Below are 19159 nucleotides of genomic sequence, written 5' to 3' on the forward strand. Positions count from 1 at the left end.
TGCGCAGTATGTACAGGCTACCTGAAAGTCTTTATTCCGTTTGGTCGTCCAAACTACCAATGTTGGACAAAATAAACCGGGTCAAATCTTCAGCTTGCGCCTGCCAGCCATTCAGCACGGAGAGGCGGTAATGTGTTTGCAGGTTGGCGGCGGCGAGGCAGCCGTGTTGTTCGTGCACCCACAGCGGCCATAGGGCGCGCATGAAGGGCGGCACTTTTTTTTCTTGCAGCAGGCGGCTGATTTTTTTGTGGCCGTGCGGCAGGGGCAGGGTGTCGTCGGGTTGCGGGGTGCGCCAGATGCCGCTGTTGGGTTGAATCAGGTTTTCAGGTAGCCCGTGGGTGGCAGGTTGCCACACGGGTTGGGCAAGCAGTTTGCCGGTGGTCCATTCGGCGGGAACGGGAAATAGGCAGCCGGCGTAGAGTATGGCGCGGCCGTGCGGCAGCGGCCATTGGGCTTGCTGCACGGCGGGGTTGGCGAGGGTGGCGGCGAATTGGCGCACGCTGTCGGCACGGGGGCTGCCTAGGCGGTGGTTACGGGCGAATAGGTGCAGCTGGTGGGGTTGCCGCAAGGGGGGAAGCTGCCGCCAAGAGGCTACCTGAAAACGGCTGGCGGCGTCATATAGGCTGTTGTGCTCAGCTTGGCTGTAGTCTTCCAATAACGCCAAGTCGTGTTGCAGGCGGCCGACGGTGGCGAGCAGCTGGTGGGTGAGGTGCGGCACGCGCTCTTGCCACGGGGGCAGGGCTTCGCGGCGCAGCCAGTTGCGCAGCAGGGAGGTATCGGCGTTACTGCTGTCTTCCACCCATGTCAGCTTGTGTTCTTGGGCGTAGGCGAGCAGCTCGGTTCGGGGAACGGCCAAGAGGGGGCGCCATAGGCTGACGCGTTCGTTCAGCGCCCGCAGGGCAGGCATGGCGGCGAGGGCACGGAGCCCACCGCCGCGCAGGGTGGCCAGCAGCAGGGTTTCGGCTTGATCATCGGCATGGTGGGCGAGGGCAACGGCATCGGCGCGGCTTTGGGCGAAGCAGCGGTAGCGTTCGGCACGGGCAGCGGCTTCGAGCCCGAGTTTGCCGAACGCCACCTGCACGCGCTCTATGCGCAACGGCACTTGCCATCGGGCGCACAGTTCGCGGCAGAATTCCGCCCATTCGTCGGCGGGGGCATCGAGACCGTGGTGGATGTGTACCGCGCTCAATTCCAGCGGCAATTCGTTGCGCAGGCTGCATAACAGGTGCAGCAAAACCACGGAATCGAGCCCGCCGCTGAAACCGACTTCCACGGCAAAACGGCCGGCGTTTGGCGCCGGCCATTGTTGGGCAAGGTGTTGCCGCAGGGGGTTATTTGTCAGTGAATTTTCCATAGGCCATGATGCGGTCGAAGCGTTTGGCCAGCAGCTGTTCCACCGGTTGGTGTTCCAAATCGGCCAGTTGCTGGCGGATAGTTTTGCGCACGTTGTTCATCACGGTTTCGTAATCGCGGTGGGCGCCGCCCAAGGGCTCGGCGATGATTTGGTCGATCAGCTCGAGGCTCTTCAGTCGCTTGGCAGTGATGCCTAGGGCTTGCGCGGCATCGGCGGCTTTTTCGGCGGTTTTCCACAGAATGGAAGCGCAGCCTTCGGGCGAAATCACAGAATAGGTGGCGTATTGCAGCATATTTACGGCATCGCCCACGGCAATGGCCAGCGCGCCGCCGGAGCCGCCTTCACCGATGACGGTGCAGATAACCGGCACGCGCAAGCGGGTGAGCTCATACAGATTGCGGCCGATGGCTTCGGATTGGCCACGCTCTTCAGCACCGATGCCAGGATAGGCGCCGGGGGTGTCGATAAAGGTAAGCACAGGCAGGCCGAATTTTTCCGCCATCTTCATCAGGCGCAGGGCTTTGCGGTAGCCTTCAGGGCGGGGCATGCCGAAATTACGGCGGATTTTGGCCTTGGTATCGCGGCCTTTTTGGTGACCGATAACCACCACGCTCTGACCTTCAAACTTGGCCAGCCCGCCCACGATGGCATAGTCGTCTGCATAGTGGCGGTCGCCGTGCAGCTCTTCAAAATCAGTACACAGCGCTTCGATGTAGTCGAGGGTGTAGGGGCGCTGCGGATGGCGCGAAACCTGCATAATTTGTGCGGGAGTGAGCTTGGCAAAAATGTTTTTGGTGAGCTCGTTGCTTTTCTTTTGCAGGCGTTCGATTTCTTCGGAAATATCCAATACCGAGTCGTTTTGCACGAAGCGCAGTTCTTCTATTTTCTGCACCAGTTCGGCAATGGGCTGCTCGAAATCGAGAAAAATCTGTTTCATGTGTCTGTTTCCTTGTTGCGGCTGCCAACGATTGACGGAGGCAGCCCAAACTAAGCTCGCTTGGGGAGGCTAAAGCACTTATTTCCTACTGATTACCTCGCTGCCGCGGATAAAAAAAGTGTTTTATCTATAGCTGTAGCGCGGAGACTATTTTTTAACATTACTTTGCGGTCTAAACCGCTGTAATGATACGCTAGGATGCGCAGTTTGTGCAGCCGTTGCTACTGATTTTTCGTGGGCCAGGTTGGTTTCAGGTAGGCTTTAAAATGGCTAACTGTTTTGTTGTATCGAGGCTTTTGCTAATTTTTGTTATGTTTGAAATGTGGGGCGCGGGGTTTTAGCTCCGCAGAAACTTGCCTCCTTCGGAGACCTCGTTTTAACTTCGATGAAGCTAATTTCAGGTAGCCTGTTGTTAGATGCTGCAAATAGGGCAGATACTAAATAGTACTACAGGCTACCTGAAAACCATTGGCTGGATTTTCAGATAGCCTGATTGGGTGGAGCTATTTGCTGTCGTTACTGCCTCGGCGGGAGAATTGGATACCGAGCTGTTTGAGCTTGCGGTACAGGTGGGTGCGTTCGAGGCCGACTTTCTGCGCTACTCTGCTCATGTTATGCCCTTCCTGGGCAATATGGTATTCGAAATAGCGGCGTTCCAAGTCTTCGCGCAATTCGCGTAGGGGCAGGTCGAAGTTGAAGCCGCCCACCAATTCGGAGGGTTGGTTGAGCGTGAACTGGCTGAGCACGGCCTGCACATTTTCCAAACAGATTTCTTTGCTCTCGGCGGTGAGCACAATGCTTTTCACCACACTGCGCAGCTGCTCGAAGTTGCCCGGCCAGTCGTATTGGCGCAGGGCGTTCAGGGCGGCAGTGTTGAATTTAACGACGGTTTTGCGGCTTTCGGAAAACTCTTGAATCAGCTGCTCCACCAAGAAAACAATGTCTTCGGGCTGGTTGCGCAATGGTGGGATGCTGACCATGATGGCCGAGAGGCCGTTGAGCAGGCGGGAGTCGAAGTCTGGGCTGGTAATCAGCTCTTGCACAGGCTGGCTGCAGGCGCAGACGATGCGCACGTTGTAGCGGTCGGCCTTACCCAAGAGGAAGAGGATGCCTTGCTGGATGCTTTTGCCGTATTGGGCGATGTCGCCTAGATAGAGCACTCCGTTGCCGGCTTTTTGCAGCAATTCGATGGGGCTGCTGCTGATTTGTTCGATTTTGCCGGGTTCCACCCAGGGGGCGTTGCCGGTTTGGAAGTAGTGCGCCACCAACTCGAACGGTGAACCTGGCTCGCCGGAGAGCAGTACGGGGGCTTGGGTGCGGGCGGCGCGTTCGAGCTGCTGGTTGAGCTGCTTCACGGCTTCGCTGGTGCCGAGTTTGTCCAGCGACATGGTGGAGGAAGCCTGCATAGCGCTGTGTTTGAAGGCACGTTCTACGGCAGCCAAAAGCTTTTGTAGGGCGATGGGTTTTTCCAAGAAATCCAGCGCACCAATTTTGGTGGCCTCCACGGCAGTATCGATGCTGGCGTGGCCGCTCATCATCACTACAGGCATGTTGAGCTGACCAGATTTGGCCCACTCTTTGAGCAGAGTAATGCCGTCGCAATCGGGCATCCAAATGTCCAGCAACACCATGGTGGGGCGGGTCTGGTTTCGAAGTTGGCGGGCTTCTTCGGCATTTTCGGCCAGAGTAACCGAATAGCCTTCGTCTTGCAGGATTTCCGACAGCAAATCGCGGATGCCCACTTCATCATCTACAATCAAAATATCACTGCTGCGCATCGTTTTCCACCAGTAGGGGTAAAGTAATTTTCACACAAGCCCCGCCTTCTGGGCGGTTGGCCAGCGATATGCGGCCTTTGTGCTCTTCAATAATTTTTTTTACCACCGGCAAGCCCAAACCGGTGCCGCCGGGTTTGTCGGTAACATAGGGATCAAAGGCGTGGAGAAGCATGTCTTCGCTGAAACTTTTGCCGTTATTGCAAATGTTTAGCAGCACTTTATCATCTTGCACCGCCGTTTGGATGAACACTTTCGGCTGTTCGTCTGCAGCAGCGGCTTCGGCGCCATTTTTCAAAATATTGTGTAACACTTGGCGCATGGCACCGGCATCGGCTTCGACCACGGCTTCTATATTACTGAAATCCGCTTCAAATGTACAATTTGAGCTCTCATACAGCACCAAAAGCTCGGCAGCCAAAACGTTTAAATCGATACGTTCCAGTTTGAGTTTCGGTGCTTTGGCGTAGTTGCGGAAGGCTTCAACCATATCTTTCATGGCGGCCACCTGGTTGACAATGGTGTTGGTGGCGCGCTCAAGCATCGCGGCGTCTTTATCGTCCAGTTTGCCATCGAGCTTCCAGGCCAGGCGCTCGGCGGAAAGCTGGATGGGAGTGAGCGGGTTGCGGATTTCGTGCGCCAAGCGCTGGGCCACTTCGCCCCAGGCGGCTTCTTTCTGCGCCTGCACCAGTGTGGTTACATCGTCGAACACCAATACAGTGCCGGCGCCGTTGTCTTCAGGCAGGCGGGTGGCCTTGCCCAGCAGGATACGGGATTCGTCGGGTGCGGCATAGGTGAGCTGCACGGGTTTGTCGCTGTCGATGGTGGGGAGGATGGCAAGCAGCACTTGGGCGGCCAGCGCCTCGGCCACGCCGAGCTTGTGCCATTCGTGCACGCTACTTTCCCGGCAGGCGGCCAAGTCGAGCATTAGGATGTGCCCAGCACTGCTGTTGTAGGCTTTCAGGTAGCCTTGGTCGTCGAGCGTAACCACGCCGCTGGTCAGGCTGGAGAGCACGCATTCGAGATAGTGGCGGGCGGCTTCCTGGCGGATATGGGAAGCGTTGAGCTCGGCGGTCATGTGGTTGAACAGGGTGGTGAGGCGGCCGAGCTCGTCGTTGCGGTATATGGCCAGCTGTTGCGAATAATCGCCCTGTGCCACGGAGCGTGCACCGGCAGCCAAGGAGAGAATCGGCGCAGTGAAGCGTTGAGCGAAAAACAGGGCAATTACCAGCGCGAGCAGAATGGCCAGCAGGGTGGCCATCAAGAGGGTGAACAGGAAGAAGGTTTGCAGACCTTGTTTGGCATAGCTGATTTCAGCGTAGCGGGCGCGGGCGGCTTCAATCAGAGTTACGTCGTTGGCTACTTGTTTCTGCACCGGTTGGCGGAAGAACAAAATATAGTTTTGGCCGTGTAGCTCGGGCAGGGCGAGCCAGCCTTGGGCGTAGAGTGTGTGGCCGACGTTGGCTACGCTGCGTGCGCTGCCGGTGGTTTTCACTTGTTCGAGGATATCGTGTGTGAGTTCGGGTGGCGGCAGTTTGTCGGCATCGGGCTTGCGGTATTCGGCAGCGGGGTTCAAGGTTTTGCTGTCGTAGAGTGCGAGCTGGTCAAAGCCGCTATTGGCAGAAAGCTGGCTCAGAGCCTGCCGCGCGTCTTGCTGCAGCGACATTTCGCCGATTAAGGCTACCTGAACAGTGGCAGCTTTGCGCACTGAGGTGTCCAGTGCCAAATCCAGTGCGGATTTGCTCAGGCTCAGACTGCGCTCCAGCGCTTCTTCGGTTTCGTTGCCAAACCAGGAGTCGATGCTGTGCGAAATAAACTGGGCAGATACGCCGAACAGGAACAGGCCGGGCAGGATGGCCACCAACATAAACATTTTGGCCAGGCGGATAGCAGTTTGCGAGCCGAACACCCGCCTGCGCCGGTCGAGCCAGAGTTTCCACAGTTGGGAGATGAGAATGGTGAGCAGGATGCCTAAGAGGGCGGCGCTGAAGGTAAGAATCCACCAGAAATACTGCGCCAGCTTGCTGGCGTGGCCAGTGGCGAGCGCCAGCACATATAGGGTGAGCATGCCCAAAACAGCGATGAAGGTGAGCAGACGGCGCATGTTTTCCCTTTATTGCTGGCTGATGAGCAGTTTGCACCAGCCGGAATCGAGCTGCCAGCTCTTCGAGGTTTCGCCGTTGATTTGGAAGGGGCGCGGCAAATCGCTGATGCTCAGGCTCAAGCGCACATCTGCGGCTACATCGGCGGGGGTGGTGTCGGAGAGTGTGCCTTTGTCGAGCACTTGCCAGTTGGCCACCGCACCGACGGCTTTCAGTGCGGTGGGCAAGGTACCGTATTCGGTGGCAAACGAGCCGACGCTGACACGGTAGCGGTCGGTGAGCGGGTGGTAGGCGAGTTTGTAGTTGATGGTTTGCGCCGAGCCGACCAGCTGGCCGAGCCGCCAGCGGTAGGCGGCCAGGGTGGGCGACTGCAAGCGGTAGCTAAGTTGGAAATTAAGCGGCACGCCTTGTTTGAGGGCTACCTGAAGCTGGCCGGGCAGCTCGGTTTGGAAGCGGCTGTTTACCGACAGGCGGCCGTCTGAGGTGAGAGTGGCGCTGGAACGGGTAACGTTGATGCCTTCTGCCCGCACGCCCACGGCTGCAAAAGCCAGCAGGCAGCAGGCGAGCAGGCTAAGCAGTTTTGTGGATAAGCGCGTAATAGAAGCCATCTTGGTGCGGGTTGGGTAACAGGGTTTCGCTGCGTGTACAGGCAGCGTCGGGGTGGCGTTGCAAAAAGGCTTGCAGCTGGCTGCCGTTTTCTTCGGCAAACAGCGAGCAGGTGGACAGGAGCATCCTGCCGCCGGGTTTGAGCGTGCACCACAGGGCATTGAGCAGATCGGTTTGCTGGGCGGCCGTGCTCTTGGCATCCTGCGGTCGGCGCAGCCATTTGATGTCGGGATGGCGGCGGGCAACGCCCGAAGCGGTGCAGGGCACGTCGGCCAACACGGCGTCGAACAGGGAGCCATCATAACACGAAGCCCATTGCCGTGCGTCGGCTGCGTGCAGCTCGGCACTCAGGCCGAGGCGGTTGAGGTTGTCGCGTACTTGTTGCAGACGCGCAGGGTCGATGTCGATGGCGGTCAGCTTGCAGTCTGCCCATTCGAGCAGGTGGCCGCTTTTGCCGCCGGGCGCGGCACAGGCATCGAGTACGCGTTCGCCGTTTTGCACGTCGAGCCAAGCGGCGGCCTGTTGTGCACCCCAATCCTGCACGGATACGGCGCCTTCGGCAAACAGCGGCAAGGCGGACACGGGCACAGGTGTGGCGAGCATCACAGCGTGGCTACCGAGGATTTCGGCCTGCATGCCGTGTTCGGCTAGGATTTTCAGGTAGCCTTCCGCATCGATGTGCCGGCGGTTGATGCGCAGGGTCATCGGCGGATGGCTGTTGAAGGCTTCGGTGATTTGCAGCCAGTGTTCGGGGTAGTCTTGCCGCAGCCGTTCGAGCCACCAGCCGGGCAAGTTGTAGCGGCCTTCCAGGCTTTGCTGCGCCTGCTGCATCAGGCTGTCACGCTCGCGCAGGAAACGGCGGAGCAGGGCATTAGCGAGGGCTTTGTATTGGCCTTTGCCGATTTTACCGGCAGCGCGCACGGCTTCGTTTACCACGGCATGGGCGGCATTGCGGCTGTAGGCGAGCTGGTAGAGTGCGGCCAATATCAGGCTGCTGATGTCGGCACGGGGCAGGGGCTTGTTCAGCATCAGGCCGAGCAGGGCACGCAGGCTACCTGAAAAACGTTGGCAGCCGTAGGCAATATCTTGCAGCGCGCCGCGTTCTTGGGCGGAGAGCTTCGGGTGGTCGCGCCAGATTTCGGCCAGCACGTCGGACAGGTTGCGCCCGGCTTCAACGGCAGCCACGCTGTGGGCGGCGAGGGTTTGTATGTTGGCCAGGCTCATGGGTGTTCCGCTCCGAATCGGCTGCCGGCGGCGACAGGGTGGCCGGCCAGAAAGGCGGCGGCTTCCATGCGGGCGCTGCCGGCGGGCTGCAGGGTTTGAATCAACAATGAGCCACTGCCGCAGGCTACCTGAATACCGTTTCTGTCGGCTTGCAACACGCTGCCGGCCACGCCATTGGCCGAGCAGGCTTGTGCAGCCCAGATTTTCAGCGGTTTGCCGTGGTAGTCGCACCAGGCGCCGGGCACAGGGTTGAAGGCGCGGATGCGGCGTTCGATGGCTTCGGCGGGCTGCGCCCAATCGATTTGGGCATCGGCTTTGCTTAATTTGTGGGCGTAAGTGATACCGTGTTCAGGCTGGGGCTGGGCGTTGCGTTGAGAATAGTGTTGCAAATCGGCAACAATGGCGCGCGCACCGATTTCGGCCAGTTTGTCGTGCAGGGTTTGGGCGTTGTCGCCGGGGAGAATCGGGCAGGGATGGCGGCTGATAACGGCACCGGTGTCAAGCCCGGCGTCCATTTGCATGATGCAGATGCCAGTTTCGCTATCGCCTGCTTCAATAGCGCGCTGGATGGGTGCGGCACCGCGCCAGCGCGGCAACAGCGAAGCATGGATGTTGAGGCAACCGTGGTGCGGAATGTCGAGCACGGCTTGCGGCAGTAACAGACCGTAGGCGGCCACCACCATGACGTCGGCTTCCACGGCGCACAGCATTTCTTGTGCAGATTCGCTTTTCAGGCTTTCGGGTTGGGCTACCTGAAAACCGAGTTCGAGCGCGGTTTCTTTCACGGGCGAAGCTTGCAGCTTCATACCGCGCCCTTTGGGGCGGTCTGGCTGGGTGAGCACCAGCGGGATGTCGAAGCCGGCCTGGGCAATGGCGCGCAGGGCGGTGGCGGCGAAATCGGGGGTGCCGGCAAAAATGACTTTGCGAATCATGGTTTCAGGTAGCCTCTTGCTCGGGTTAGAGCGTGTGTTTGTCGAGTTTCTTCATTTTGGTTTTGATGCGTTCCTGCTTCAGGCGCGACAGATATTGCACGAAAACTTTGCCGTCGAGATGGTCGACTTCGTGTTGGATGCAGATGGCTTGTAGGCCGTCGGCACGAATAGTGTAGGGCTTGCCTTCGGCATCCAGCGCTTCGGCCACGATGCTTTCGGCACGGGTTACTTTGTCGTATACACCCGGCACCGAGAGGCAGCCTTCTTCATACACGGTTTCGCCGTTGCGCTCCAAAATTACAGGGTTGATCAGCACTTGCAGCTGGTCGCGGCTTTCAGACAAGTCCATCACCACCACACGCTCGTGCACGTCCACCTGTGTGGCGGCTAGGCCGATGCCCTTTGCTTCGTACATAGTGTCGGCCATATCGGCCACCAGTTTTTTGATGCGTTCGTCCACTTGTTTTACCGGTTTGGCCACCAGGTTTAGGCGGGGGTCGGGATAGCGCAAAATATTTAGTAAAGCCATTTGATTTCTCTCTTAAGTGTGCATAGATAGATACGTTCTTATTGCAGTTGTAACGGTTTTTTCGCCTGAATACTGGCGCAAGATACCTAAAATGTTCTATGATTCCGTTAATTTCATCAACAACAACGTAAATAAAGCGTTATCAGGTTCGTTAATCCTAAAGGGAAGCTCTCTCATGAGAAAACATATTATAACCTTGCTTTGCGCCATTGGCTTGACTGTTTCTGTTCTGCCCGCCGAGGCCGCGCCCCTGCGCGTACGCCCCAACGCCCCCGCACGCTATACCGTGCGTACTGGCGACACCTTGTGGGGCATTTCCGGCAGATACCTTTACCGTCCGTGGAAATGGCCGCAGCTGTGGGGCGCCAACCGCCGCACCATCCGCAACCCTCATCTGATTTATCCAGGTCAAGTGCTGGTGTTGCACTATGTCAACGGACAGCCGCGCCTGCGTGTGGATAACGCCGGTGGTATTCCCACCGTTAAACTGCAGCCGCGCGTGCGCGAAACTTCTTCCGGCTACGGCATCTCCACCCTCAATCTGAACTACTACCGTATGTTCATGAAACACCCGCAGGTGATTGCCCGCCGCGCCACCCAAGATGCACCGCGCATCATCGCCGGCCCGGAAGGTAAAACCATGTATTCTCTGGGCGACCGCATTTATGCCTACGGCGTTACCGAATCAGGTGAATACCTAGTTTACCGCCCGATTAAAGATATTCGTGATCCCGAAACAGGCAAATTCATCGGTCAGCTGGTAACCTTTAGTGGTAAACTGGCTACCTTGCCGGTAACCAGCACCGCCTTGGCCGAGCGTTCCGAGCGCGACCGCCAAGCCCTGCCTGACAACCAATACTACACCCGCCTACACCCTTTGGTGAAAGTGCCGACCGAAACCGCACAGGCATTGCAGATTCGTGAGCAAGTGGCTGAAATCCGCCAAGGCGATTACCTGCTGCGTTATAACGGCGAAGAAAACGCCTTCAATATGATGCCCCACGAGCCCGAAAACCAGGTGCGTGCCCGCATCGTGGATGTGTTGGACGGCATCAGCGAAGCCGGTCGCTTCAGCACTGTTATCCTGAACAAAGGTTCGGCTGATGGTTTGGATAAAGGTACTGTGGTGAGCCTGTACCGTCAGAGCCGCCAAGTGCGCACCGATATCAATCCGAGCCCGACTGTGAAATACGTGAGCATCCCGGCTGAAGAAATTGGTTTGGCCATGGTGTATAACGTGGGCGAACATGTTTCTTCTGCCATTGTGCTGGAATCTAGGGTAAACGTATCAGTGGGCGATTTAGCCACTGAGCCCGGCCACGATTTGGATGACATGGGTCATCAGTACCGCCATACACCCAATGACCCGCAAGGCCCGTATGAATACGACCACCATCAATACGACTTCCGCAGCAATATCGATCCAACCCGCTAAGCATGAAACAGTGTGATTGAATAAAAGGCTACCTGAAAAGGTCAGGTAGCCTTTTTGTTGCGGGAGAGGGCAGAGTGTTGAATAAGGAGTAGGGATACAGTTGAAGCATGTTTTAAAAGACAGCGGGTAGTGTGGGTTTGAGCTCGCTGTGTACTAATCTATATTCACATTGTTGCTGATGGGTGTGTTAGTGGGTGTGGTTGGCATTGCGATATCGATATTTTGTTTTACCTGCTGTTTCCAGGTTTCAGGTAGCCTTGAGTTAAGCATTATATCAGACACAAGTATCCAAGCTATGGCTAGTTGAAATGCTGTGTCCAAAGTTTCTGCATGGTAGGGGTGATGTGGAATTCGTCGTCCGAGTCTTCGTCGAGCAGTGCCAATAGTGTACGAGCGGACGGGAATTCTGCCATTGCTGCTCCAGCAGGGCGGAAATGGTATGTTCGATTGCCGGATCGTGGATGGCTTCTACAGCTAGGTAGATATTGAATGAGGTAAGGATGAGCCCCATCAGGGCGTGCTGTTCTTGGCATGAAAAACTGCCGGTTTCGTAGGCAGAGATGAATTCGGGCAGGTGTCTGGGGTTGGTGTTCCCGATTCCCTGTCTTGCATATCGGGGAGGTAGACAAGGCCGGGGAGGCTGCTGAGTTTTCCGTAGAAGTACATAGTTTAGATATGTTTTTCTATTAGAAGGCTACCTGAAAACCACTTGCGGTTATTTCAGGTAGCCTTTTGCTATTTGGACTGACAGAATCCGCTTACCAAATCGATTTAATAGTTCAGCCGTTGCAGGCGGGCGATGCGGTCGTCGAGGGTGGGGTGGGTGCTGAACAGAGAACGCAGGGTGTTGTCGTTGATGCCCATGGCGGCCATGGGGGGCGGCAGGCTGCTGTGGCTGCCTTTGAGCCGTTGCAGGGCACAGATCATTTTGGGCGCCCCCACCAGTTTGGCAGCTCCGGCATCGGCACGATATTCGCGCTGGCGGCTGAACCACATCACGATGATGCCAGCCAGCCAGCCGAAGATCACTTGGAATACCATGCTGACTACGGTTTGGATGGCGCTGCTGCCGCCATCGTGCTGCCGGTTTTGACGCAGGGAGGAGGCAATAACGGAGGCGATGATTTGGGAGAAAAACAGTACAAAGGTGTTCACCACACCTTGAACCAGGGTGAGCGTAACCATATCGCCGTTGCCGACGTGTGCCATTTCGTGTGCGAGCACGGCTTCCACCTCGTCACGGTTCATGATTTGCAAGAGGCCGGTGCTGACGGCAACCAGTGAGCTGTTGCGGCTGGCGCCGGTGGCGAAGGCGTTGGGCTCAGGCGACTCATAAATGGCAATTTCGGGGGTTTGCAGGTTCCATTGTTTGGCCTGGACTTCCACCACGCGCACGAGCCAATCTTCGGTTTCGTTGCGCGGCTGGCGAATAACGTGGGCGCCCACGGCCTGCTTGGCGCTGCTTTTCGACATGATGAGGGCAATCAACGAGCCGGAAAAGCCGGTGATGGCGGAGAGCAGCAGCAGGCCGGAGATATCTTGCGGATTGAGGCCGAGCAACCCGAACAGCAGGCGGGCAGCCAGGAGTACGGCCATATTGGTGAGGAGAAAGAGGATTATGCGCTTCACGGTATTGGTCTGGGCGGTTTGATTTCAGGTAGCTTTTTGGCTTCTGCTTTTGTTTACTGCAGGCTGCTGCGGCATAGTGCCGCTGTGCCGCTTTAGCGGGAATGCTGTTTGGTGTGCTGTTTGACGCGGCAGTTTCTTGGCGAAACTTGTTTATTGGTTTTATGTGGTGAAGCTGAGGTTTTCAGGTAACCTTTTCTTGCCACCGCAATCATGCAATATATTGCCATAAGATCGCTGCTTTGGGGCTACCTGAAAAACCGGTTTCTTATAGTTAAATCAACTGGCCGTTAATCGAGTTGGGCGACAGTTTTGCCGATGCCTCGCAGTTGGGCGAGTTTTTGTTCCATGGTTTGCTGCTGGCGGCGGAATTCGGCCAGCTCGGCAGTGGTGAGCCGTTTGGCGGGCAGGGCGACACCGGCGGGGTTTACCGGCACGCCGTTGAGGCGTACTTCGTAGTGTAGGTGCGGGCCAGTGCTGCGGCCGGTGGTGCCGATGAAGCCGATGATGTCGCCGGCGCGCACGCGCTGACCGGGGGCGGCATTAGCGGAAAACGCACTCATGTGGCCATAGAGCGTTTGCATGCTGTCGCTGTGGCGCAGGATCACGGTATTGCCATAGCCGCCTTTGGGGCCGCGGAATTCTACGATGCCGTCGGATGGGGCGTGAATCGGCGTGCCGGTGGGGGCGGCGTAGTCGATGCCAGTGTGCATGCGCAAATAGCCTAATATCGGGTGGACGCGCACACCGAAGGGCGAGCTGATGCGGCTGCCCGGCACGGGCTGGGTTTCAAAACCTTTTTTCAGCGGCTGGCCGTGTTCGTCGTAGTAGCGGCCGTTGCCGTCTTCGCCGAAGTAGTAGGCGCGGTAGAGCTTGCCTTGGTGGCTTATTTCCACGGCGAGGATATCGCCCATGGAAATCTGCTGGCCGTGAAAGTAGTTTACCTGATAAAGGATGCGCACGGTATCGCCGGCTTCGAGCTTGTAGAGATCGAGCCGGTTGCTGAACAGTTCGCGCAGGGAATCACGGACTTCGGCAGGGATTTCGGCACGCGACATGGCACCGGCGGTGGTGCCGCTGGAGCGGATAATAACGGATTTGAGCGTAGACAGGGTGGTGGTTTTCACGTCGTCGGTTTTAGCCTGCCAGCGGTTGCCGGCATAGGCTAAATCAACCAGTTGGGTTTCGCCGTTATCGTCGTCGTTGAAAAACTGCACCTGCACGGGGTGGCGCTGGGTATCGAGCCTGAGGCTGACGGTTTGGTCGGGGTGCAGGTGGGGCTGTTTACCTTCTGAGGCGGCAGCTTGGGTAATGTCCTGAATTTGCTGGGCGGAAAGGTTGAAGCGCTCCAACACGTTGCGCAGGGAGTCGCCGGGCTGGATGACTTCGTCACTCCAGTAGCCGGTGGCCGGGGTTTTGCCTTTGGCGCGCACGGTGGCGAGTTTTTCTACGACGCGTTTGCTCTGCATCGCGCCTTCCGGCTTGGCAGAGGCGGCAGCGATGATGGCAATTAAAATGAACACGCCCAGCAGCGCAGCGGCCGCAACAAGGGCTATGCGGGCACGGCGGGGTAGGCGGGGAAATAGGGCGGATGGGGACACGGTTTGGCAGGATGCCGTTGGGGCAAACGGGTCTATCGGAAGCGCACTATTTTAATGGATAGGCAGGGCAGGGCGGGTGCCGCTTTGCGGTTTTTTACTTGTTATTGAACTAGGGTGCGGCTGGAAACCGACACAGGGGAGGCAAATGGTTGGGCTTAATTGGGGATTTTGGCTTCAGGTAGCCTTTTTCTTTAAGTAAGGCTATCTGAAAACTGTATCAACGCTCGATGTTTTAACTATTCTGTTGCTGATTGCACCGGATAAATTCGGCCATGGTCATATCGGCGGCGGTGATGGCGGGGGTCATGATTTGCTGCACGGTGCGGCCGATGGAATCGTTGGTGTGGGTATGGCTGCCATACACGAACAGCTGGAACAAGTCGGCCACGCGGATGGCTTCGGGGCTGGTTTTCAACATCCAGCCGTTGCGCAGGCTTTGCGCAATGTAGCCGCGTCGGGCGAGTTGTTCCAGCAGGTCGCCCAACTCGTCGTAGCCCAGCTGGATGTGGCGGCGGAACTGTTGGGTTTTCAGGCTTTTGCCTTGGCTTTGTGCCTGGGCGAGCAGGGTGAGGATGCCCAAGGCGTCGTGAAACCGCGTGCCGTGGCAGCCTTGGCGGCGGAAAGCCTCGCCTTCCCAATAGGAAAGCGAGGCGGCCAGGAGCGCGCCGCTGAGGATGACAATCCAGTTTAAGTTGAGCCACAGCAGAAACATCGGCACGGCGGCAAAGGTGCCGTACACCAACTGATAGTTGTTGAAGTTGGCCACATACACGCCGAACCCGCGCCGCAACAGTTCGATAGACACCGCCGCCAGCGCGGCGCTGATCAGGGCGTGGCGGAGGGGCACATAGCGGGCGGGCACGAGCTTGTAGAGCAGGCAGAGCATGCTCCAGGTGGCGGTGAGGGCAACCGTAAATTGCAGCAGCGAGGCGAGCAGCGGATAGTGCAGATAAAACAGGGTGCGCCGCCACACGATGCCCCACAGCGATATACTCACACCCACCAAAAGCGGCCCCAGGCTGAGTAGCGCCCAATACACCAGCACGCGGGTAACGATGCTGCGCGGGCGTTTCACCCGCCAGATTTGGTTGAAAGTGCGTTCGATGGTGTGTACCAGCATCAGCGAGGTGATGATCATCATGGCGATACCGATGGCGGTGAGTCGGCTGGCGTGGTCGCGGAATTGGAAAATGTAGTCGCTCACCGCCGCCACGCCTGCCGGCATCATGATTTCCGACACCAAGCGGTGAAACTGAGCGGAAAAATCAGCAAACACGGGAAAGGCAGATACCACCACCACGACCACGGTAAACAGCGGCACCAAGGCCAGCAGCGTGGTAAATGTGAGGCTTGACGACACCTGCGGAATGTTCACTTCATAAAAACGCGTATAGAGGAAACGGGCAAACGCCAGCGTACGCGAGTGGCGCAGGGGTTCGGGCAGGGAGAATTTGGGCAGTAGGCGCATGGTGTGTTGGGGCTACCTGAAAACCTGTTTTGGTTTTTCAGGTAGCCTGTGTATTTGGTTTAAATGATGCCGGCTGAATGTTTTAAAATAATAGCGTTGCGAGCCAACCGAATCAGTCGGCCTGCCGTATTGTAAAATAATGTTATTGAAAAGACAAAACCACCCTGCTAGGGCAGGGCGGGAGCGAGGCAAACCATGAACATTACCGTATTGGCCGTGGGCAACAAAATGCCCGGTTGGGTGGACGAAGCCGTGAAGGAATATGCCAAACGCTTCGGCCGCGACATCAAATACACCCTGAAAGAAATCAAGCCGGAAAAGCGCGGTGCGGGCGTGAATGCGGCGCAGGGCATGGCGGCGGAAGAAAAACGCATCTTGGAAGCCATGCCGGCCGATGCGTTTTTGGTGGTGTTAGACGAGCGCGGCGTTGCGCCCACTTCGCAGGAGCTGGCAGGCTACCTGAAAAAATGGCAGCAGAACGGGCGGCATGTTTGCATGGTAATCGGCGGGGCAGACGGGCTCACCAAGCGCATCAAACAACAAGCCGGCCTGATGCTGCGTCTCTCTAGCCTCACCCTGCCGCACGGCATGGTGCGCGTGTTGCTCACCGAACAGCTGTATCGAGCGGTGTCGATTCTGCATAATCATCCGTATCATCGTGAATAATGTTTCATTTTTAATATGATTTGAATATAGCTAAAGCGCTTATTTCTTCCTACTGCATAGGCTCGCCTTGTCGTAACTACTCGTACTGTCTGTGGCTTGCAGCCTTGTATAAAAATATGTTTTAGCTATTTGCAATACCTATGCCGCACATAAAAAATTGCCCCGGCAAAAGCGGGGCGCAAAAAAGGAACACAAACCACTACCAAAACTAAACATCTCGTAACAGGGCGAAATGCTGAAATTTAGCAGTTCAGCACAAGATAGAACCGTCTTGCTTTACTGAACGTGCATGTATTATACCGAAGAATGGCTATATCATCAAATGATAATTATTACTATTAACGTAGATATCGTGTAATAATTTGTTAATCCTACAAATCATTTTTACTGCCAGATAAGCTAATTCGAAGTATTGCCGCATTGCCGGCCAAGCAGTCTTTGCTGCAGTCTAACAAACTAGTATGTGTTGGCTTGCCTTACTGCATGTGTGTACTATCTGAGGCTCGCTGCCTTGCCTTGATTTAAAGTTAGTCCGCTATGAGTTAAGATGCTTCCCATTTGCCAACATTATTAAAGCTATACTCCGATGAAACATTTGCGCCAAATCATTCTTGATACAGAAACCACCGGTTTTTATTATGATCGCGACGACCGCCTCATCGAATTTGCCGGCCTGGAAATGATCGACCGCCGACTTACCGGCAACTATCTGCATTTATACGTCCACCCCGAGCGCGACATTCCTGAAGAAGCCGTCAAAGTGCACGGCATTACGCTGGATAAGCTCGAAGGCAAACCCAAGTTTGCCGAAATCGGGCAACAGATTGCCGATTTTATTGCCGGTGCCGAGCTGGTTATCCACAACGCTCCCTTCGACGTGGGCTTTCTCAACGCCGAATTCCGCCGAGCCGGCCTGCCGAGCGTGGAGGAGCTGACTGCTAATGTAGTGGATACGCTGGTAATGGCGCGCGCCATGTATCCCGGCCAGAAAAACTCACTGGATGCCTTGTGTACCCGCCTCGAAGTGGATCGCAGCAAACGCGTATTCCACGGCGCATTAATCGACTGCGAACTGCTGAGTGAAGTTTATCTGGGCATGACCCGCTCGCAATTCAGCTTGGCCGACCAGTTTGCCGAAGAAGAAAGTGCCGAAGCCGATGCGCCCGCTGTGGTGATCGCGCCTACCGAACGCCCGGCGCAACTGAAAGTGCTGGCTGCCAATGCCGAGGAAAACGCCGCCCACGAAGCCTATCTGGACGAGTTGGACAAAAAAGCCGAAGGCGGCAGCATCTGGCGGAAAACGCCATGAGCCGCTATTTTGCCCTCGTGCCCGCGGCCGGCGTGGGCAGCCGCTTCGGCGCCGCCCTGCCCAAACAATATGTGCAGATAGCCGGCCGCACCGTGCTGGAGCACACCCTGCGCCGCCTGTTGGCTGAGCCGCAGATTGTTCAGGTAGCCGTGGTGTTGGCGCGGGATGATGCGTGGTTTGAACGGGAAGTGAGGCTACCTGAAAACTTGGCTGCCAAACTGCGAACGCTGTATTGCGGCGGCGAGAGCCGTGCCGAAAGCGTGTTTAACGGGCTGAATTCGCTGCTGAAACACGGCGTGATGCGGCCGGACGATAAAGTGCTGGTGCACGATGCCGCCCGCTGCTGCCTGCCTGCTGAAGCCTTGCGGCGGCTGTTGCAAGAAGCAGGGCAGCATCCGGTTGGCGGCATTTTGGCTTTGCCCGTGGCCGATACCCTCAAACGTGGCAACGGCGAAAATCACATTGCCGAAATGGTGAGCCGAAGCGGTTTGTGGCAGGCACAAACCCCGCAGCTTTTTCCCGCCGAGTTGCTGCAACGGGCGCTGGCTGCCGCCAATCTGGCGGAGATTACCGACGAGGCCTCCGCCGTTGAACGACTGGGTTTGCAACCCTTGCTGGTGCAGGGCGACAGCCGCAATTTGAAACTGACTTGGCCGGCAGACGAGAGGATTGCACGGCTGCTGTTGCAAGATGAGGCTACCTGAAAAAGCCAAGCTTCTTTTGCTCGGCTGAATATTTTTCAGGTAGCCCTTATTGTGCTTGAGGCTACCTGAAAGTTCCATCTGGTTTTCAGGTAGCCTGAAATAACGGGCAAACTGCTATTTGGAAGCAGTTTGCCCGTTGGTTTTGGCTGGATGGTTTAAGCGGCTTCCCCAGAAGTCACTGAATACGCTTTGCCCTCATGCCCGTCTTCGTCGATGATTTGGCGCACGGCGGCGGCGAGGGCGGTGCGGGTCATGTATTGGCAGGGGATGGCGGGGAGCTGTTCGTGCAGCTGATAGGTGGTGTCGTCGCCGTCGGCGAGCCCGCAGGGGCGCAGGATGGTCCAGGCGAGGGGGCTTTGGCGCAGGGCGTTTTCGGCTTCGGTTTTGGCGGCCACGGCTTCGCCCAGGGCTTGTTTGAACATGTCACTCATCAGCGCGTATTGTTCGCCACAGCCCATGCTGGTAACGAGGATGAGGCGGGCTTGGGGGGCGTGCTGTTCGAGGGCGCGGATGATGTGTAGGTTGCCGGTGGCGTCGCTGCGGATGCCTTGTTCGTTTTTGCCGCCGATGAAGCTGACGACGGTGTCTGGCCGGAATTGTTGCACGGCGCGGGCGATGGCGTCTGCATCGAGTGCGTCGGCAACGGTGGTGGGGATGTGGTGTCGGGCGAAGAAGTCATCGGTTTCAGGTAGCCTTAATGCGGCTACAGCAGCTTGGGGGTTGGGAAGCCGTTGGATGAGTTGGCGGCCGCTGGAGCCGTTGGCGCCGAATATCATCAGCATGGTGGTGCTCCTGTGGGGAAATGGTTGGGAGGTTTGCGCGGATAAATATTCCGGCAAGAGTGCAGGCTGCCTTTTGGTTTTAGCTTCACAGAAACTACGCCTTCACTAT

General features: G+C 57.0%; 16 protein-coding genes. 4 read left to right on the top strand and 12 right to left on the bottom strand.

Features of this window, described 5'->3' with window-relative positions; translation table 11 throughout:
• Nucleotides 1–31: 31 nt before the first annotated feature.
• From tilS to def, 8 genes are all read right to left on the bottom strand, one after another.
• Nucleotides 32–1354: a tRNA lysidine(34) synthetase TilS gene (gene tilS, locus A7P97_RS07515; protein ID WP_067529755.1), complete on the bottom strand. Its 1323-nt coding sequence runs from the start codon at nt 1352–1354 to the stop codon at nt 32–34.
• Nucleotides 1332–2291 carry an acetyl-CoA carboxylase carboxyltransferase subunit alpha gene (locus A7P97_RS07520; protein WP_049258112.1) on the bottom strand — a complete coding sequence of 320 codons (960 nt, stop codon included), beginning with the start codon at nt 2289–2291 and terminating at the stop codon, nt 1332–1334. Before A7P97_RS07520 ends, tilS begins: the two co-directional genes overlap by 23 nt.
• 503 nt (nt 2292–2794) lie before the next feature.
• A complete protein-coding gene (locus A7P97_RS07525) occupies nt 2795–4069 on the bottom strand; it encodes a sigma-54 dependent transcriptional regulator (RefSeq protein ID WP_067529756.1) in 1275 nt (424 codons plus the stop codon).
• The gene (locus tag A7P97_RS07530; protein WP_067529757.1) at nt 4056–6170 is read right to left on the bottom strand and encodes a PAS domain-containing sensor histidine kinase; all 2115 of its coding nucleotides are present in this window, start codon (nt 6168–6170) and stop codon (nt 4056–4058) included. The genes A7P97_RS07525 and A7P97_RS07530 overlap by 14 nt, the downstream gene beginning before the upstream one ends.
• 9 nt (nt 6171–6179) lie before the next feature.
• Entirely contained in the window at nt 6180–6776 is a 597-nt protein-coding gene (locus tag A7P97_RS07535) for a DUF4390 domain-containing protein (RefSeq protein WP_067529758.1), read from the bottom strand.
• The gene (gene rsmB, locus A7P97_RS07540; RefSeq protein ID WP_067529759.1) at nt 6739–7998 is read right to left on the bottom strand and encodes a 16S rRNA (cytosine(967)-C(5))-methyltransferase RsmB; all 1260 of its coding nucleotides are present in this window, start codon (nt 7996–7998) and stop codon (nt 6739–6741) included. The genes A7P97_RS07535 and rsmB overlap by 38 nt, the downstream gene beginning before the upstream one ends.
• Entirely contained in the window at nt 7995–8930 is a 936-nt protein-coding gene (gene fmt / locus A7P97_RS07545; protein WP_067529760.1) for a methionyl-tRNA formyltransferase, read from the bottom strand. The genes rsmB and fmt overlap by 4 nt, the downstream gene beginning before the upstream one ends.
• Before the next feature lie 25 nt (nt 8931–8955).
• Nucleotides 8956–9459: a peptide deformylase gene (def, locus tag A7P97_RS07550; protein WP_067529761.1), complete on the bottom strand. Its 504-nt coding sequence runs from the start codon at nt 9457–9459 to the stop codon at nt 8956–8958.
• Between the two features lie 175 nt (nt 9460–9634).
• On the opposite strand from def, the gene A7P97_RS07555 reads away from it, so the two are divergent.
• Entirely contained in the window at nt 9635–10894 is a 1260-nt protein-coding gene (locus A7P97_RS07555) for a LysM peptidoglycan-binding domain-containing protein (RefSeq protein WP_067529762.1), read from the top strand.
• Between the two features lie 771 nt (nt 10895–11665).
• Here the strand turns inward: A7P97_RS07555 and htpX are convergent.
• From htpX to A7P97_RS07570, 3 genes are all read right to left on the bottom strand, one after another.
• Nucleotides 11666–12523 (bottom strand): protease HtpX, encoded by an 858-nt coding sequence (gene htpX / locus A7P97_RS07560; protein WP_067448107.1) that lies wholly within the window; start codon nt 12521–12523, stop codon nt 11666–11668.
• 287 nt (nt 12524–12810) lie between these two features.
• Complete coding sequence (locus tag A7P97_RS07565; protein ID WP_082887640.1) at nt 12811–14121, bottom strand: M23 family metallopeptidase; 1311 nt, start codon at nt 14119–14121, stop codon at nt 12811–12813.
• A gap of 232 nt (nt 14122–14353) precedes the next feature.
• Nucleotides 14354–15589, bottom strand: a complete 1236-nt coding sequence (locus tag A7P97_RS07570; protein WP_067529763.1) for a YihY family inner membrane protein — start codon at nt 15587–15589, stop codon at nt 14354–14356.
• A gap of 195 nt (nt 15590–15784) precedes the next feature.
• On the opposite strand from A7P97_RS07570, the gene rlmH reads away from it, so the two are divergent.
• From rlmH to ispD, 3 genes are all read left to right on the top strand, one after another.
• Entirely contained in the window at nt 15785–16255 is a 471-nt protein-coding gene (gene rlmH / locus A7P97_RS07575) for a 23S rRNA (pseudouridine(1915)-N(3))-methyltransferase RlmH (protein WP_067529764.1), read from the top strand.
• Nucleotides 16256–16841: 586 nt separating this feature from the next.
• Nucleotides 16842–17564 (top strand): DNA polymerase III subunit epsilon, encoded by a 723-nt coding sequence (gene dnaQ / locus A7P97_RS07580; RefSeq protein ID WP_067448114.1) that lies wholly within the window; start codon nt 16842–16844, stop codon nt 17562–17564.
• Nucleotides 17561–18268, top strand: a complete 708-nt coding sequence (gene ispD, locus A7P97_RS07585) for a 2-C-methyl-D-erythritol 4-phosphate cytidylyltransferase (protein ID WP_067529797.1) — start codon at nt 17561–17563, stop codon at nt 18266–18268. Before dnaQ ends, ispD begins: the two co-directional genes overlap by 4 nt.
• Before the next feature lie 155 nt (nt 18269–18423).
• Here ispD and A7P97_RS07590 read toward each other — a convergent pair whose 3' ends face one another.
• The gene (locus A7P97_RS07590; RefSeq protein WP_067529798.1) at nt 18424–19050 is read right to left on the bottom strand and encodes an NAD(P)-dependent oxidoreductase; all 627 of its coding nucleotides are present in this window, start codon (nt 19048–19050) and stop codon (nt 18424–18426) included.
• Nucleotides 19051–19159: the final 109 nt, after the last annotated feature.

This window comes from Eikenella sp. NML070372 (assembly GCF_001648415.1).
Classification (GTDB): Bacteria; Pseudomonadota; Gammaproteobacteria; order Burkholderiales; family Neisseriaceae; genus Eikenella; species Eikenella exigua.